This window comes from Ferdinandcohnia salidurans, from assembly GCF_042680725.1.
In the GTDB taxonomy this organism is placed as follows: Bacteria; Bacillota; Bacilli; order Bacillales; family Bacillaceae_L; genus Ferdinandcohnia; species Ferdinandcohnia salidurans.
In genome coordinates, this window is the sequence record NZ_JBHUEK010000004.1 from 347,207 (window position 1) to 364,826 (window position 17,620).

Annotated in this window: 15 protein-coding genes and 1 rRNA gene; 11 read left to right on the plus strand and 5 right to left on the minus strand. The window is 38.1% G+C overall.

What is annotated here, in order from left to right; all coding sequences use genetic code 11:
- Positions 1–81: 81 nt before the first annotated feature.
- Positions 82–717 (minus strand): NAD(P)-dependent oxidoreductase, encoded by a 636-nt coding sequence (locus ACFSFW_RS02240; protein WP_304219788.1) that lies wholly within the window; start codon positions 715–717, stop codon positions 82–84.
- Positions 718–860: 143 nt separating this feature from the next.
- Here ACFSFW_RS02240 and ACFSFW_RS02245 point away from each other — a divergent pair, with 143 nt between their 5' ends.
- The 6 genes from ACFSFW_RS02245 to ACFSFW_RS02270 all read left to right on the plus strand — a co-directional run bounded on the left by ACFSFW_RS02245 (position 861) and on the right by ACFSFW_RS02270 (position 6,146).
- A complete protein-coding gene (locus tag ACFSFW_RS02245) occupies positions 861–1,313 on the plus strand; it encodes an Rrf2 family transcriptional regulator (protein ID WP_304219787.1) in 453 nt (150 codons plus the stop codon).
- Between the two features lie 405 nt (positions 1,314–1,718).
- Positions 1,719–2,636, plus strand: coding sequence for an ATP-binding cassette domain-containing protein (locus tag ACFSFW_RS02250; RefSeq protein WP_388034830.1), 918 nt, complete (start codon positions 1,719–1,721; stop codon positions 2,634–2,636).
- Positions 2,629–3,408 (plus strand): DUF2705 family protein, encoded by a 780-nt coding sequence (locus ACFSFW_RS02255; RefSeq protein ID WP_388034832.1) that lies wholly within the window; start codon positions 2,629–2,631, stop codon positions 3,406–3,408. Before ACFSFW_RS02250 ends, ACFSFW_RS02255 begins: the two co-directional genes overlap by 8 nt.
- A 10-nt stretch (positions 3,409–3,418) precedes the next feature.
- On the plus strand, positions 3,419–4,090 hold the full coding sequence (locus ACFSFW_RS02260; protein ID WP_388034835.1) for a response regulator transcription factor: 672 nt from the start codon (positions 3,419–3,421) through the stop codon (positions 4,088–4,090).
- A gap of 18 nt (positions 4,091–4,108) precedes the next feature.
- Positions 4,109–5,035: a sensor histidine kinase gene (locus ACFSFW_RS02265; RefSeq protein ID WP_304219783.1), complete on the plus strand. Its 927-nt coding sequence runs from the start codon at positions 4,109–4,111 to the stop codon at positions 5,033–5,035.
- 202 nt (positions 5,036–5,237) lie between these two features.
- The gene (locus ACFSFW_RS02270; RefSeq protein WP_388034839.1) at positions 5,238–6,146 is read left to right on the plus strand and encodes an AEC family transporter; all 909 of its coding nucleotides are present in this window, start codon (positions 5,238–5,240) and stop codon (positions 6,144–6,146) included.
- Positions 6,147–6,196: 50 nt separating this feature from the next.
- On the opposite strand, the gene ACFSFW_RS02275 is transcribed toward ACFSFW_RS02270, so the two are convergent.
- Complete coding sequence (locus tag ACFSFW_RS02275; protein WP_304219781.1) at positions 6,197–6,664, minus strand: hypothetical protein; 468 nt, start codon at positions 6,662–6,664, stop codon at positions 6,197–6,199.
- A 161-nt stretch (positions 6,665–6,825) separates the two neighbouring features.
- On the opposite strand from ACFSFW_RS02275, the gene ACFSFW_RS02280 reads away from it, so the two are divergent.
- Positions 6,826–7,716, plus strand: coding sequence for a helix-turn-helix domain-containing protein (locus ACFSFW_RS02280; protein ID WP_388034842.1), 891 nt, complete (start codon positions 6,826–6,828; stop codon positions 7,714–7,716).
- A 17-nt stretch (positions 7,717–7,733) separates the two neighbouring features.
- On the opposite strand, the gene ACFSFW_RS02285 is transcribed toward ACFSFW_RS02280, so the two are convergent.
- On the minus strand, positions 7,734–9,866 hold the full coding sequence (locus ACFSFW_RS02285; RefSeq protein WP_388034845.1) for an ABC transporter ATP-binding protein: 2,133 nt from the start codon (positions 9,864–9,866) through the stop codon (positions 7,734–7,736).
- The gene (locus ACFSFW_RS02290; RefSeq protein ID WP_388034880.1) at positions 9,863–11,647 is read right to left on the minus strand and encodes an ABC transporter ATP-binding protein; all 1,785 of its coding nucleotides are present in this window, start codon (positions 11,645–11,647) and stop codon (positions 9,863–9,865) included. Before ACFSFW_RS02290 ends, ACFSFW_RS02285 begins: the two co-directional genes overlap by 4 nt.
- Before the next feature lie 318 nt (positions 11,648–11,965).
- On the opposite strand from ACFSFW_RS02290, the gene ACFSFW_RS02295 reads away from it, so the two are divergent.
- Entirely contained in the window at positions 11,966–13,699 is a 1,734-nt protein-coding gene (locus ACFSFW_RS02295) for an ABC transporter ATP-binding protein (RefSeq protein WP_304219777.1), read from the plus strand.
- A 144-nt stretch (positions 13,700–13,843) separates the two neighbouring features.
- On the opposite strand, the gene ACFSFW_RS02300 is transcribed toward ACFSFW_RS02295, so the two are convergent.
- Entirely contained in the window at positions 13,844–14,740 is an 897-nt protein-coding gene (locus tag ACFSFW_RS02300; RefSeq protein WP_388034849.1) for a LysR family transcriptional regulator, read from the minus strand.
- A gap of 115 nt (positions 14,741–14,855) precedes the next feature.
- Between ACFSFW_RS02300 and ACFSFW_RS02305 the strand changes: the two genes are divergently transcribed.
- The 3 genes from ACFSFW_RS02305 to ACFSFW_RS02315 all read left to right on the plus strand — a co-directional run.
- Entirely contained in the window at positions 14,856–15,890 is a 1,035-nt protein-coding gene (locus tag ACFSFW_RS02305; RefSeq protein ID WP_388034852.1) for a 2,3-butanediol dehydrogenase, read from the plus strand.
- Positions 15,891–15,932: 42 nt separating this feature from the next.
- Positions 15,933–16,703: an SDR family NAD(P)-dependent oxidoreductase gene (locus ACFSFW_RS02310; protein WP_304219774.1), complete on the plus strand. Its 771-nt coding sequence runs from the start codon at positions 15,933–15,935 to the stop codon at positions 16,701–16,703.
- A gap of 417 nt (positions 16,704–17,120) precedes the next feature.
- A 16S ribosomal RNA gene (locus ACFSFW_RS02315) occupies positions 17,121–17,620 on the plus strand; the annotation flags it as partial.

The following is a 17,620-nucleotide window of genomic DNA, read 5'->3' on the forward strand; positions in this document are numbered from 1 at the left end:
ACAGGCATACGATGGTATAGTGAACCGTATGCCTGTAATAATTCATCTGTTCTGGGACAAGGGATCTGTCCCTGTGTCCCATTAAGCTTCGCCGACGACTGTGAATCTTTGGTTAAGGTGTTTTGGGTTTTCGATTTCGTCGACTACTGCAATAGCGAAGTCAGCGTAGCTAATGTAGCTTTCTCCTTTAGAGTTGACTAGTAAATTGTCTTTACCAGTTTGATAAGCACCAGTTCTTTTTCCCTCTGGATTGAATACTGCAGAAGGACTGATGAATGTCCAAGTGATATCTGCTGTTTCTATTAATTCTTGAAAGTTTCTTGCCTGACCTTTCGCAGTTGGTTTAACAAAGTCTGGAAATTCTGGTGTGTCGATGAGTTGTAGAGTTTTAGCCTCATCAACATAAAGACTTCCTGCACCACCAACAACAATGATTCTTGTATCTGTTCCTTTAACAGCCTCAATTAATGCATGGCCAGCATCAACATGGGCTTGTTCTTCACCAAGTGGCGCACCAAATGCGTTGACCACTACATCGAGATGTTCAACATCGGCTGATTTTAACTCTAATACATTTTTTTCTATGACAGACACCTGATCGTTTTGCACTTTAGATGCATCCCTAACGATTGCTGTAACTTCATGTCCTCTTTCAACAGCCTCTTTTAAAATAAGGCTTCCTGCTTTACCGCTTGCACCAATAATTCCAACTTTCATGATCTATTCCTCCTATGTGATTTAACTTGTAATTTAATTGATTACATGTAATGATTATAGTTACATGTGTTGTAAATGTCAATACATTCAACTTTTAAGGTATAATAAACGTATGACTAGGAATGAAAGAAAGGTGACAATCGATGTCCATCAGTAGCAGATTTTCTGTTGGAATTCATATACTTTCCCTCATAGAGATAACGAAAGAGGGGGAATGTTCATCAGGATTTTTAGCATCAAGTGTGAATACAAACCCAGTAGTTATTAGAAAAATTATGGGAATGCTTAAAAAAGCAAATTTAATTGAAGTACACCCAGGAGTTGCTGGTGCAAAACTAATCAGAAAGCCAGCAGAAATTACAATGCTAGATGTGTATAAGGCCGTTGATGTGGTAAGAGAAGGAGAGCTTTTTAGCGTTCATGACAACCCAAATCCAGAATGCCCCGTCGGTAGAAATATTCAAAATGCAATTGAACCCTTATTTACACAGGCCCAATTTGCCATGGAAAAAATTTTAGCAAACGTAACCCTAAACGACATCATAAATGGCATTAACGAAAATGGGACAGAGGGACAGGTCCAGTGTCCCAGATGAGATATGAAAATTTTAGGTTGATAAAGAGGGTGTCGATCCACAAATGGATCGATGCTCTTTTTTTGTAATTAAAACACTAAATATGACAGAAATTTTGGTTAAAAACGGAAAAAATGCAACGAAAACATCGTATATGCTAGGATTTTTGGATAATCGTGGAAAAAGACGTAACATAAACACCATATATAGCAAGGGTGTTGGACATATATGGAAAATGTAATAACATAAACACCAGGTATACTAGGACTTTTGGATATCATTGGAAAATATCCTGGAAGAAAACACCATATACGACTAAAACGCTAAATGGATAAACCATTCTTTACACTTTCTTTATACTTTTCTAGTCTATTTATTTATACATACAACTTATTCTAAATGTACAACATCGAAAGGATGATAGCTATGTCAGAAACGATTCTTAAAGCAACCAATGTTTCAAAAATATATGGTAAACATAAAGCACTGGATAAGGTATCGATCGAAATCAAACGAGGTATGATTTACGGCTTAATCGGAGAGAACGGTGCTGGAAAATCAACCTTCATGCGCATCGTTATGGGATTAATCAAAATCGATGAAGGTAACATCGAGTTGTTTGGGGAAACAAGTTCGAGGGGATTGCAACAGGCGCGTCGAAAAATGGGTCAATCGATTGAAACGCCAGCCCTTTATCCGGAATTAACGGCCCGAGAGAATCTAAAAGTACAAGCAGCAAACGGTGGTGTGAGCAACCGAGAGATTGATGATTTACTTCGCTTAATGAACCTTAGTCATACTGGTAAGAAGAAAACGAAAAACTTCTCGTTAGGGATGCGCCAACGTTTAGCGATTGCCTCAACACTTATTACAAACCCTGAGTTCTTAATTTTAGATGAGCCGATAAATGGTCTAGATCCATCGGGAATAGTAGAAATGCGTGAAATTATTCAACGATTGGTTACAGAACGGGGAATTACCGTTTTACTATCAAGTCACATACTTGATGAACTTTCGCAAATCGCTACACATTACGGTATTCTTCATAATGGAAAAATCATTAGTGAACTTTCAAAGGAAGAACTGGCTCGTGAAACTCGTCAATACATTGAAATAGAAACAACTGAGGTTCAAAAAGCAGTTGTCGTACTAGATGAATTAGGAATAAAGGATTACGCGGTCGTAAATAGCTCTGAAATTAATATATACGAAAAATTAGATAATGTTGCTGCAATCAATCGTTCGTTAGTGTTAGCTGATGTGGACGTTTCGCGAATTGGAACAACTAGACAAAAACTCGAAGATTATTTCTTACAATTAACAGGGGGAAACACTCATGCTTAATCTTTTAACAGCAGAGAGAATTAAATTATTTCGAAGTAAAAAACTATGGATTGTTTTAAGTATTTTTTCGTTACTTCCTATTTATCAAGCAATTAATAGCAGAATAGCCGTGCATTATGGAACAAAACTCGTTCAAGCCGTTGATACAGTTATTAATGGAGCAACAGGTATTTTAATGATGGAGAAAAATGCATTAACCATTTTACTTGTCATAAGCGCTTTTGTCAGTTTTTTTGTTGGAGAAGAATTTCAAAATGGAACGATTCGAAATGCACTTTCATTAGGGCGTAGCCGTACACATTATTATCTCTCGAAATTTGTGACAGCCGCACTCCTAACTTTATTTAGTGTCATTATACTGACTGCAATTGGTATGATCAGTTACACAGTGGTATTTGGTTTTGGAGAATTTGCAGAGATAGGTGATTATTTTAACTTCACTTTCAAAGCCTTTAGCACCCTCTATTTATTAATTTTAGCGAATGTTTCAATCTATGTAGCGATTAGCTTTTTAACCAAGAATAGCGCTATCTCCCTTGTTTGGAGTTTTATATATACGATTGGGACGGGTTTTGGTGCGGGTATTTTCCAACAAACCGAACATTTTAAGCAGGTCACATTCTGGTTTACGGAATCATTCTTGTTTTATTCAGATTTCGCTAGTCCAGTTGATATTGCGAGGTATCCAGAGATGGTATTGGTAAGTATCATTACAATTGTGTTAACATCAGGTTTAGGAATTCTATTTTTTAACCGAACTGATATTAAGTAGGTCGATCAAAATGGGAACAATTTTAATTATTGAGGACGATATGGCGATTCACTCGCTTATTAAAGAAGCATTGGAGTTACAGGATTTTCAAACACTCAGCGCATTCTCAGGGACTGAAGGGAAATTGTTATTTGAACAAAATCAGGTCGATTTAGTTCTTTTAGATTTGATGCTTCCTGGAATGAATGGTGAAGAATTTCTTCAGCAGATCCGGCAAAACTCTACTGTTCCCGTAATTGTGATTTCGGCAAAAAATGATCAGGATTCGAAATTGCAACTTTTAACAAATGGGGCAGATGATTACATCATAAAACCTTTTGATGTGAAGGAACTTCTTGCACGGATTCACATTCAATTGCGTCATGCAGCAAGTACTTCGGTTAGTCAATTGAAAGAAATTCATTATAAAAATATCAGTGTGAATTTAGACACGCGTGAAGTCGAAATCAACGGCAAACAGCTTCATTTGACTGGTCGCGAATACGCAATTCTTCTCCTGTTTTTAGAGAATCCCCAAAAGGTGTTCAGTCGTGCTAATATCTATGAAAGTGTTTGGAATGAACCATTTTTTGATAGTGAAAAAACGATTAATATGCATATCAGTAATTTACGAAACAAACTCAACCTTGAGGGCACAGCCTACATCAAAACGGTTTGGGGAATTGGCTTTAAATTTGATTAAGGAAGGAGCGTGAGTGATATGTGGGGATGGATATTTGTCACACTTGCATTGGCGCTTCTTCTTTATATTTACTTCTTAAAACGAGAACTCCGTAAATTAAAACAAGAGATTAAGGAACTACCGACCCGTTCTGGCTTTGGGGGTAGGCTTTCACTTGATTTTCGTGAGAAGACATTGATGAACGTAATCGATGAATGGAATCAATTAATTGATACTTTTGAAGAAAAAAATCGCAAGGCAAAGCAGATGGAAGAGAATGTGAAGTTATCAATTGCTGGGCTCTCTCATGATTTACGTACACCACTTACGTCGATTAAGGGGTATGTTGAACTCTTACATACGACTACAGATGAAACAAAAAGGGCGCACTATTTAAAGATTATCGAACAATCTGTTAAACGTCTGATAGATATGACCGATCAATTTTATGATTTGGCGCGAATTGAAACGAACCAAAGAGAAATAGAGTTATCACCGATTCTTCTCTCTAACTTAGTTGAAGAAATTTTTTTGTCCTTTTATGAACAACTCGAGGAAAAGAACATTGAGCTCCAATTTCCTGAACAGATAAATGATAGACAAATTATTGCTGATAAATTAATGCTCATACGAGTTATCCAGAATATTGTTCAAAACATCCTTCGTTATGCCAAAAGTAAAGTGATAATCAGCTATAGGAACGAGGGAAATTATCTTATTTTAAGCGTTAATAATGATATCAAACCCGACAGCAAAGTTGCTATCGAAAAGGTATTTACCCGATTCTATACAGAAGTTACGAGTCGAACAAATACCGAGGCAAGCGGGTTGGGGCTTTATCTATCTAAAAAGTTAATTGAAAAAATGAACGGCAAGATGGAAGCGGAACTCAATGCGAATTGGTTCATTCTTAAAATCTATCTCCCCATTAATATGGGACAAGGGACGGGGCCTTTGACCCAATAAATACAATAAAACCTGTAATTTGGATATCGAGAGCTTAGCATAACATTTGCGGGCTCTCGATATTTTTTTCCTATCAATTCTAATAATTTTTGATTAGAATTGAAAGGTAGATTGATATAGTGAATGTGAATTATTGGTGGGACACGGGACCTGTCCCTCTGACCCAGCAAGCAACTTTGTCTAACAGAGGAGTAGTGTTTTTATGAATGAGGAGTTTTTGTATATTGTTTTGATTATTGCGCTGGGGTATGTGTTGAAGCGCATTGGTATTTTGCAGGAGAAGGATGGAGAGACGATCTCCAAGATTATTTTTAAAATTACGCTCCCTGCGTTAGTGCTTGTGACGTTTGATACGGTTGAAATTGAGCTGAACCTTATTTTAATTCCGATTATTGTCCTTGTTTATGGAATCATCATATCTGTATTGGGCATGGTTATTTATAAAAATGAGGAAAAAGAGCTTAAGGGTTCGTTTTTAATGATGTCGTCCGGTTTTAATGTTGGTTTATTTGCGTTTCCACTTGTTTTTGCAATTTGGGGAATCGATGGATTGACGTATTTTAGTATATTTGATGTGGGAACATCCTTAATTGTCTTTGGGATTAGCTATATTTTAGGTAGCTATTTTTCTGAAGAAGGTTTAAGTCTCAAACCGATTTCGATTGTAAAAAAACTTACGAAATCTATTCCCTTAATGACGTATTTGATTGCAAGTACTTTAAATTTAAGTCATATCAAATTACCGGAAATACTCATTAATGTGGCAAGTACCATTTCACAAGCCAATATGCCATTGTGCTTATTACTTTTGGGGCTTTATTTAAATTTTAAATTTGAAAAGCAATTTTTGAAGCCGATGTTTAAATTTTTAACGTTCCGGTATGGCGTGGGCTTACTGATTGGAGTCACCTTGTTTTTTCTGCTTCCATACGAGGATATGTTTCGATACACCGTATTAATTGGTCTGCTGCTTCCGGTTGCTTCATCGGTCATCCCATTTGCGGTTGAATTCAAGTATAGTAATGAAAGTATACGGTTAATTGCAACGGTTACTAATATCACAATCTTGGTGAGTATCGTGATTTTATATGTATTTGCCAATCTAATTTAAAAAAGTGGTCCGACTCCGGACCACTTCCTATCTGAAAGGGACTGAGAAACTCAGCCCTTTTTTTGATCTTGTTTTCTCATATCAAACAAACCTGTTGAAATCTCATTGAGTTTATTGAGAAATCGGTTAAAGCCAAATCCGACAAAGAAGGCGACACTAACCTGTGCGAATGGACCGTCAATATTATCGGTGAAATCAATCATTAAAATCCCACTTTGAATGAGTGTGACAGCGATGACTGCTGTTCCTGTAGCAAATAGTGGGAAGAAAATATACATGACCCAATGACGGGGATCAATTAAACTATCGTTCATATAATGGGAACAGAACATATACAGATGCCGAAGTGAACCGCCAATGGCTCCAGCGAAGAAATAATATAGGAACATTTTAATGTTTTCCTGGATGTGGAGTGTTTCATCAAGTGCACCAACCCACAATACACCTATCGCTAAAAAACTGCCAAAAAATAAAACTGAGAGGTAAAATAAAATAAAAAACTTCAACCAACGTTTCACATTATCACCCCATTTACTACAATGTATGGGAGGTTATTGGAAATGGTGTCTTGAGAGACAAGGTTTGGTGTCCGTTTGAGACGAGGGAGCACTGTCTCATTGGAATATTAATAAATGTTGGTGAATAGGATATGGGGATTCTTTTGTGAGGTGGTGCTTGGGTGAATACGGGGAAAATAGCGAAGCATTTAAATCGGCTTGTCTTTTCATTATTACTGTCCGGTTACAAAAGGTGTAAGCCTGACTGGTATAAGCCGTTCCGTGAGCAGCCACACCACTCCCTTTGGTTTATTACAAAAGGAAGTGGTGAAGTAACAATCGACGGCACAAAGTATAAGTTGAAACCTGGTAAACTTGTTATTTTTAGGCCGGGGATGGTCTGTGAAAAAAAGACATCCTCATCAAACCCACTTGAATTTTATTTCGTTCGTTTTACATATGCAGTCGCTTTTGAGGAAAAAGGGCATTGGAATTTTGAACGTCCCGAAGCAACATCCTTTCCTTTACAGGGAGTGTTTCCAATTACAAATACGGGAAATATGATTCATGTGTTAGATCAAATCCATCAACTCTCCAAACGAAGAGGTCCGACAGTGGCGATGCAACGAAAATTGCATTTTCACGAATTATTGCTGATGATTATTCAGGATTTTCGCTCACAAAAGATTACAGGAAACTCGACAATGGCCATCGATACCACTATCGATTATATTGTGAATCATTACCATGAACATATGAATCTATCGGATTTAGCCAAAATGGCTGGATTGAGTACGAGTCATTATGCACGTCTATTCAAAGAATATGTGGGCTATAGCCCGATCGATTACTTAACCCATGTTCGGATAGACCGCGCAAAAGAACTATTGGCGATTTCCGATTTCCGAATTAAAGAGATCAGCCAAAGTGTAGGGTATCAGGATGAATTATATTTTAGCCGCATTTTTAAAAGAATCGTAGGTGTTTCACCGACTCAATTTAGTGATAATCACAAGACATTTGTAAGATCAACAAATAATGACTACCACATTTCTGATGAAAAACAGAAATAATGGTAGTCATTTACCTATTAGTGATATAGTCTCGTTTTTTGTTTTTTCGTCATTTGTTGTTTGTTTTGGCTCATACATAAGCGATAATAAGCGCCTTTTTGTTGAAGAAGGCGGGCGTGGGTACCCATTTCTATAATTCTCCCTTTATCTAACACAATGATATTATCTGCATGCTGGATGGTGGAGAGGCGATGCGCTATGATAATCGTTGTTCGGTTTTTCGAAATTCGTTTAAGGGTATCCTGTACAACGATTTCAGTTTCTGTATCAATATTGGCAGTGGCTTCATCTAAAATTAAGACATCAGGGTTTGCCATCATCGCCCGTAAAAAGGACAGAAGCTGTCGTTGCCCGGTTGATAACACCGTTCCTTGTTCTCCTAGTAAAGTTTCGTATTGCTGTGGTAGGTTTTTAAAGAAGGGGTCAATCCCAACAGATTTGGCTGCTCTTCTTATTTCTTCATCACCGATTGTTTTATTATTTAGGCGAATATTATCAAATACCGTTCCTGAAAATACAAAACTGTCCTGTTGGATAATCCCCACATGCTTTCGCAACTCACTTACTTCAACATCCTTTATCGATACCCCATCTAATGTGATACTTCCTTTTTGAATATCATAAAAACGATTGATTAATTGTATGATAGAGCTTTTCCCTGCACCCGTTGCGCCCACAATCCCAATGGTTTCTCCAGGTGCGATGGTGAAACTGACATCTTTTAACACCCAATCTTCTGACTGATAGGCAAACCATACATTCTTAAACTCAATTTTTCCGTTCACCTTGTTTGGGAGCTTAATAGGGTCTACTTTATTCACAATCGTAGGCTTCGTCTCCAATGTATCAAAGATCCGTTCTGCAGATGCAAGAGCAGCTTGAATTTGATTAAACCTGTCGGCAAGACCTCGTAACGGTTCGAAAAATTGCCGTACATAGTGGGTGAACGCATACACAACGCCAAACGTAATGGCACCGTCTAATACATTTCTGCCTCCATACCAAATTAGTAAAGCCATCGAAATATTACCAAAGAAGCCAATGGAAGGGTTAAAAATCGAATTTAAAACGGTTTGGCGCATCCCGGCCCGGTAATGTTCTTGGTTCAATTCATTAAATTGCTCTAATTGCTTTTCTTCACGAACAAAGATCTGTATGATACTCATTCCTGATAGATTTTCAGCTAAATAGGCGTTCAATTTACTCAAGACAAAACGGACATAGCGTTGAGCGTTTCGAATGACCTTTTTAAAATAAAACGTGAGTAGGGCGATGAATGGAATCACTGTAAAACTAATCAATGTAAGTTTAACGCTCATTTGTAACATAATCACGATAATCCCGAGTAGCAATAAGATTTCACGTATGAGATTTACAATGACTTGCGAATAAAGTTGGTTCAATGCTTCGACATCATGTGTAATTCTTGTGACAAGTCGACCAATTGGATTTTTATCATAAAATGAAACCTGCATACGAGATAAGTGCTTCATAATCGTTTGCCGGATATCGTAAATGACGGATTGACCTGTAAATTGTAAGGAGTTATTTTGAAAATACGTAAGCACGGATGAACCAATAATCAACACAAAATAAAGAACTCCAAGCCAAATCATTCCGGAATAATCTTGGCCGCGAAATAATTGCTCCGCCTCTCCTTGCAAGGAAATAACCGGGTAGGCATTTTCGTTAATGGTAATCTGATTGTTTGTAATCTCATAGTTATTTGGATTCTTTAATCCAGTATTCCAACCATGAATGAGGTAGTGTGTTCCCTCGATCGAAACAATGCTAGCTTTTTGCACACCAGCAGGTAGATCACCACTAGATTCTGTTATACGAAAATACGTATGATCCTCAAAAGTAGTAACTTCTTTCCCTTTAATACCTTGTTCTTCGAGTATATGTAATGCTTGGTCTTTGTCGGATTGGTCGACAAAAACCATGGGTGCATAGATTCCATTAATATGATTGTCAATCGCGACTTTAATTAAATAGGGCTGGGCCAGACTTGCGATAACAATCAAGGTTGTCAACAGGAGAGAGAATACAAAGAGCTTCCAATACGGTTTAGCAAAAGCAAGAATGTTCCGTAATAATTGTTGATCGCTATATTTTTTGAGTTGGTTTGTTTCATTCTTTTCGATCATCGATTCCTCCTCTTAATCGCAATTGGTTTCCCGTGGGAGTGGGGCGGATGTACATTTTGTCCGGTCAACTGCTGGTTATGCATTTTTTTATATACCCCGTCGCTTTTTAAAAGGGTCTGATGTGTTCCTCTCTCAATAATTTTTCCTCGGTCAAGTACAATGATCTGGTCAGCATGCTGAATCGTAGAAATTCGGTGACTGATTAGGATTGTCGTGGTATCTTTCATTTTCGTTTTGAGTGTGTGTAAAATATTTTTTTCTGTTTTTGAATCAACAGCAGACAAGCTATCATCAAAAATCATGATGGGTGCTTCTTTCACCAAGGCGCGAGCAATGCTAACCCGTTGTCTTTGGCCTCCTGATAATGACAAGCCGCGTTCCCCTAAAGTCGTTTCAAACCCTTGTGGCAACTCTTTAATATCTTGGAAAATATGGGCTTGTTTTGCAGCAAGTTCCACTTGATGATCAGCATATCCCTTTGGATCAAATCCGATATTTTCCTTGATGGATGTAGAAAAAAGAAAATGATCTTGTGGCACAAACCCAATCGATTGTCGCAATGTTTTAAGCGGTATATCCCGAATGTCTGTATGGTCGATAAAGATGGTTTTTCGAGGTGGATTGTAGATTCGTAGAAGTAGATGAACAAGGCTCGATTTACCGCTACCGATTTTTCCAACAATAGCTAAGGTTGAGCCTTTTGGTATGTGTAAATCAATAGAAGAAAGTGCATGATCTTGTTTATTTTGATACAAAAAAGTTAGCCCTTTAATCATAATGTCGCCTTGAATAGATGGCATGTGTACAACTCCGTCTTCGTCTTTTATAGAAGGTTTTGTAGAAAGTACATCTCGTAAGCGTAAATCGGCCGCGGATCCCTGTTGAAGTAAATTGATAACCTTACCTAAATTTTCAATAGGACCAACTAAAAGTGATAAATACGTATTAAAGGCGACAAATTCACCAAGAGAAATGGTGTTTTGCATAACTAAAATGGAACCAAACACAATCGAGGTAAGGTAGCTAAGCCCAACGATTCCTTGACTAAGTGAGTTGAAAAGGGAGTTAGAACGAATTAATTGTTGATTTGCCGCTACATTGGTTTGATTGTCCTGCTCGAATTTTTTTAGTTCGGATTTTTCTTGGACATACGTTTTAATGATTCTTATACCAGAGCAATACTCTTGGACTCGGCTCGTTAAGCTGCCAATCGCTTCTTGGACAAGATTTGAGTGCATCCTAATTTTTATGCGAAATCGATAGGCCAAGTAGGTTAAACCAGGGAGTGGTAAAAGGACTAATAATGTTAAATACAAATCAATGGTCGTCGCCATCATGATGACTGTCACGGTTATAAGTACGGCTGCTTCTAATGTTTGGAACACACCTTGCATACCGATTTGTCTTAAGACATTTACATCATTAACAGCATGTGCCATTAAGTTTCCGATCCGTTGCTTTTGATAGTACTCTGTTTGCAGAGTCTCCCAATGAGAAAATAATCGTTCACGAATATTACGTTCTAACAATCTTGATAAACGAAAAATATAAATTCTACCTGTAGACCTGAAGGCAAATACTCCAATTCCCACTATGACCATCCAAAAGGCAATCCGGATCAGTTCATCGCTATTTGTAGAAAAGGTTTGTAGACCATCTGTGAAGACTTCAAGCAACATCGGTACAACTAGTTGCAATATGAGGGAAATCGTAACCAAAATGCTACCAATAATATATCCCCATCTATTTTGAATCAAATGCTCACGAAAAATAGGTTTCACATCCAAATCCATCACCTTCTAAAAAATGTCGTAAAGTAAGATTACCGCATAACTCACAAAGGTAACATGGATTTCCCTATCAACTTACATGGATTATCTTGCTATGGGAGGGGGCGGGTTTCACGTGGGTCGCAGGGACAGGTCCCGTGTCCCAGTTGGTGGAACCGACACAAAATATCTGTCCAATAGTTGTAACTTTATCTCGTTTGATTCGTAGGTAAAGGAGTGCTATGTTTGGATTAATGTAGGATGGGGACGATGGACCTGTCCCTCTGTCCCAGGACGGGTGTGCATTTTTCCAGGAAGGAGTAAATAGGTATGAAGAAAGAGGATAATGGGTTGCGGCCGTTTTTTCGGTTGATTTTGTCGACGAATATTCCGAAGGCAGCGCTGACGCTTGGTTTAGTTGGGAGTATTATTACAACATTTGTGGGGCTGTCGATTCCGTTATTAACGCGAGAGCTTGTGGATGGATTTTCCGGGATATCGATTAATGGTACGCTGATCGCGATCATTGCAGCTGTGTTTCTTTTACAAGCGGTGATTGATGGTGTATCCACTTATATGCTTGCTGCAGTTGGTCAACGGATTGTTGCACGATTGCGCGAGAAAATGTGGGAAAAGCTCATCCGATTACCTGTCAGCTATTTCGATAAGCAACAAAGTGGGGAGTCGGTTAGTCGAGTAGTCAATGACACTGGAATAGTAAAGGACTTAATTTCACAGCATTTCCCGCAATTTATCACTGGTGTTATTTCAATTATTGGGGCCATCATCATTTTGTTAATTATGGATTGGAAAATGACACTTCTGATGCTCGTTTCCGTTCCGCTTACAATGGTCATCATGATGCCACTTGGAAGTAAGATGGCGAAAATCTCACGAGGGTTGCAGGATGAAACCGCCACATTTTCTGGTAAGATTCAACAAACAATCAGTGAGATTCGATTAATGAAGTCCTCGACAGCGGAAGGTTTTGAAGAGGAAAAAGGAGTCAACGGAGTTCGAAACTTACTTACATATGGATTAAGAGAGGCGAAGATTTTCGCTCTAATCGGTCCGATTATGTACACCATCGTCATGATTGTAATTGTAATCATTATTGGGTATGGAGGAATCCGTGTTGCTAACGGATCAATGACAACAGGATCACTTGTTGCATTCCTTCTTTATCTGTTTCAAATTATTTTTCCGATTACATCATTTGCGATGTTTTTCACGCAACTGCAAAAAGCAAAAGGTGCAACAGAACGGATTATTGATATCATCGACCTTCCATTGGAAGAAGGTCAACAAGGAAAAGACCTTGATATTTCGAATTTACCAATACATGTTGAACATGTATCCTTCGCCTATAGTGAGGAGGAGCCAGTTATTCAAGATGTATCCTTTGTAGCAAAGCCTGGCCAAATGATTGCATTTGCAGGACCAAGTGGTGGCGGTAAAACGACGATGTTCGGTTTGCTGGAACGTTATTATGAGCCAACAACTGGTGAAATTCGAATAGGTGACATTCCGATTCACGAACTATCACTAGAATCTTGGCGAAGTCAAATCGGCTATGTCTCACAGGAAAGTGCGATGATGGCAGGAACCATCCGTGAAAATTTATGCTATGGTTTGAAAAATGCAGTTCAGATATCAGACGATCGTTTATGGGAAGTCGCAAAAATGGCTTATGCGGATGAATTCATTCGTGCTTTCTCACATGGATTAGATACCGAAGTAGGCGAGCGCGGTGTGAAACTGTCAGGTGGACAGAAGCAACGAATCGCGATTGCCCGAGCCTTTTTACGGGATCCAAAAATTCTAATGATGGACGAGGCAACGGCAAGCCTCGATAGTCAATCCGAGAGTATTGTTCAGGAAGCTTTATCACGACTCATGGAAGGTCGCACCACCTTTGTCATTGCTCATCGATTGTCAACCATCGTGGACGCCGATCAAATCATATTTATTGAAAAAGGGACAGTCACAGGTAAAGGGACACATCAGGAATTAATTGAAGGGCACGAACTTTATAGAAGTTTTGCAGAGCAACAGTTGACATGAGTTGATTGGACAGGTTCTATTGGAAAGATATTCAATAAACCTGTCCTTTGTATTTCTAGGTACTTCAAGGGATATTGGGTACGAAAGCAATATTGAAACATAGAGAGGCAGTGTATAACAAATTACTAGAAAAACGATTTAACGTTATCTTATTACATGATTAACCTCATCAATATACCGATTCGCTTCCTTTGAAAGGATATTATCATTTTTCGTAATCCATCCAAATCGAAAGGAGGTATCAATCGAATCAACCATATTGATCGCTATAATTTGGTCAGGAGGGTGGTTCACATTAAATTTAGTAGATATATCATGTCCAATGGTAACTGCACCTAATTCTATAACAGCTTTATATATTACATCTAGATTAGTTGTTTTAAAGAAAATATCAATTGGACCATATAATCTTTGGAAGTTTGTAATAAAATTTTCTACATACTCATCCTTATAAATGACAAATGTTTGTTGTCTTAATAATTCGGGAGTTGTTACTTCTGTGTTAGCCAAGGGAGATTGTTTAGAAACATAAGCTAAAATTTTTCCCCGGATTATCGGATTGAAATGAAGATCAGCTATCGAGTCTAAATTTGATTTATTAATGGCAATGAAACCAATATCAATTTTATTCTTCCTTACATCATCTACTATTTCAAAGCTCGCTCTCTCATTGACTTCTATTTTTAAAGTAGAACCGCCCCTTTTTAAAGATAAATAAGTGTCAACGATAGGGCCTGTTAAACCTGGTATTACGGAAATCCTTAGTAAATCATTACTATTGTTAAGTTGATTTCTCGCTTCCTCTTTAACTTGGTAAATAGCATGTAATGCTTCTTGTGCTCTTTCAACAATGAAACTACCCTCTTTTGTTGGGATAGCGCCAGTTCGATTACGATGAAACAGTTTAAGGTTGAGTTCTGCTTCTAATTTCGTAATGGCTTGACTTAGTGCGGATTGACTAATGTTTAATGTTCTCGAGGCTTCTGCCAACGATTTTACCTTTGCAACTTCTGAAATATAAGATAACTGTTCTATATTCATAATTTCACTTCCTTAAGTAATACTTAACACATGATAAATTATATTAACTTTTGCGAAAGTAATCAAAGAGTTATACTTAAAGAGTACTAGATTTATAGAATATGGAGGGGATACCATGCAAGCAGCAGTTTGGCATGATGTGAAGGACCTACGTGTTGAAGAGATAACAGAGCCAGTCATTTCATCTGGGAAAATGAAGGTGAGAGTAGAGTGGGCAGGTATTTGCGGAAGCGATCTACATGCGTATTTACATGGCTTATCAATGGAAGCGCACCCAATTAGTGGTCAAAAGCCACCGATCACACTAGGACATGAATTTTCTGGAACAATTGTAGAGGTTGCGGATGATGTAACACATTATCAAGTTGGGGAAAGAGTTGCAATCGAGCCTCTCCTATACTGTGGAGAATGCTATGCGTGTAAAAGAGGTTACTATAACCAATGTAGCAAGGTTGGCTTTGTTGGATTAAACCAAGATGGCGGTTTTGCTGAATATGTAATCGTTAATGAAAACATGGTGCATGTTCTTCCTGAAAATGTTTCATTTGAGGAAGGAGCATTGGTTGAACCAACGGCGGTTTCTTTCTATGCAGTAAGAGAAAGTAAATTAAAACCGGGTGATGCTGTCGCTATTTTTGGTGCTGGACCAATCGGATTATTAACATTACTTTCTGTTAAAGCAGCTGGTGCAACACAAATAATTGTAGTTGATTTGTCAACAGAACGCTTAGAAAAAGCAAAAGAACTAGGTGCAACTACGGTTATTGATGGAATGCGTGATGATATTGTTGAAACAATTCTTGAATTATCAAACGGTGGAGTTAGTGTTGCCTTTGAGTGTGCTGGAGCTCAACCAACGATGACAAGTGCTGTTGCTTCTGTAAAACAAGGTGGACAAGTTATGGCAATAGCTGTGTATTCAAAACCTGTTGCAATTGATATGGGACAAGTTATGTTTAAGGCTGCTGATATTACATCTACACTTGCATACAGACATGTATTTCCAGAAGTTATTGAGATGATTGCAACTGGTAGATTAGACATAAAATCTGTAATCACCAAGAAAATTGAATTGAAAGACATTGTTGAAGAAGGCTTTAATCAATTAATCAATGATAAAAAGCAAGCTAAAATTTTAGTAAGACCGTAAAGGAAATAATAAAATTATTTTACATAAGGGAGAGTGTATTTGATGACAAACTTATCAGGAAAAGTCGCAATTGTAACTGGGGGAGCTTCTGGAATTGGATATGCAATTGTTCAACGTTTAATAGAATCCAACGTAAAAGTAGCAGTTGCAGATTTGAATGCAGATAAGCTTAAAGAACTTGAAGAAACTTATAAAGGGAATCTAATCGGTTGCGTTACCAATGTGACAAAAGAGAGTGATATCGAGGCTCTAGTAAATCAAACAGTTGAAACATTTGGTGGACTTGATTACGCCTTTAATGTAGCTGGTGCCTCCAAGGCAGGTGCAATTGTAGACCAAAGTGAAGAAGATTGGGATTTCACGGTTGATCTCTGTTTAAAAGGTGTATTTTTATCTGTAAAACATGAAGCGAAATTCATGAAGGATAATGGAGGTGGAGCGATTGTTAACGTTGCTTCATTGAATGCTCATGTTCCAATGTTCTATGGAGCAGCTTATTCATCTGCAAAAGCGGGAGTAGAAATGTTAACGAAGAATGCAGCTTTAGAGTTAGCACAGCATAATATCCGTGTAAATGCCATTCTACCAGGATTAGTTTCGACTCCACTAACTAAAGGATTAACAGATGTTGATGCTATTAATGATGCATATATGGAGCGTATCCCAATGAGACGTGCTGGTGCACCAGATGAAATGGCAGGACCTGCTTTATTCTTAGTCAGTGATGATGCTTCCTATATAAATGGCGCAAGCTTGATTGTGGATGGTGCGTGGGCAGTAAGTGGATATCCTGATTTAAGTAAATTTATCTAAGAAATGGTTGAGGTGTTAAAACAGACGGAATGTATTTCCGTCTGTTTTATACTTTTCTGTATTTGTGAATATTTGTAGGTGTTATATCCAAATAATTAAATGAGATAATATTTGTAATAAATTGGTTGTTGATAAGATTTATTTAAAATGATATTATTAATTTTGTCGTTCCGATTCAAATAAATAAAACGACATATTGCAATCTTGATTTTTTAAATATGTTATGTTAATATAATTTTTATGTTCTTCGAATCTATGAAATTAACACTTTAAAATAAGTGTTGACTTAATAAGAAGAAGCATGATATATTAACAAAGTCGCTTTTGAGCGGCAGTAAAAAGTTCTTTGAAAACTGAACACAATACAAGCGTCAACGTTTAATTCTAAAGTAACAAATTATTGAGCAATCAATACTCTTATTGGAGAGTTTGATCCTGGCTCAGGATGAACGCTGGCGGCGTGCCTAATACATGCAAGTCGAGCGAACTTTTGGGAGCTTGCTCCCAAAAGTTAGCGGCGGACGGGTGAGTAACACGTGGGCAACCTGCCTATAAGACTGGGATAACTTCGGGAAACCGGAGCTAATACCGGATAACATATGAGACCACATGATCTCATATTAAAAGATGGCTTTTAGCTATCACTTATAGATGGGCCCGCGGCGCATTAGCTAGTTGGTGAGGTAATGGCTCACCAAGGCGACGATGCGTAGCCGACCTGAGAGGGTGATCGGCCACACTGGGACTGAGACACGGCCCAGACTCCTACGGGAGGCAGCAGTAGGGAATCTTCCGCAATGGACGAAAGTCTGACGGAGCAACGCCGCGTGAGCGAAGAAGGTCTTCGGATTGTAAAGCTCTGTTGTTAGGGAAGAACAAGTACCGTTCAAATAGGGCGGTACCTTGACGGTACCTAA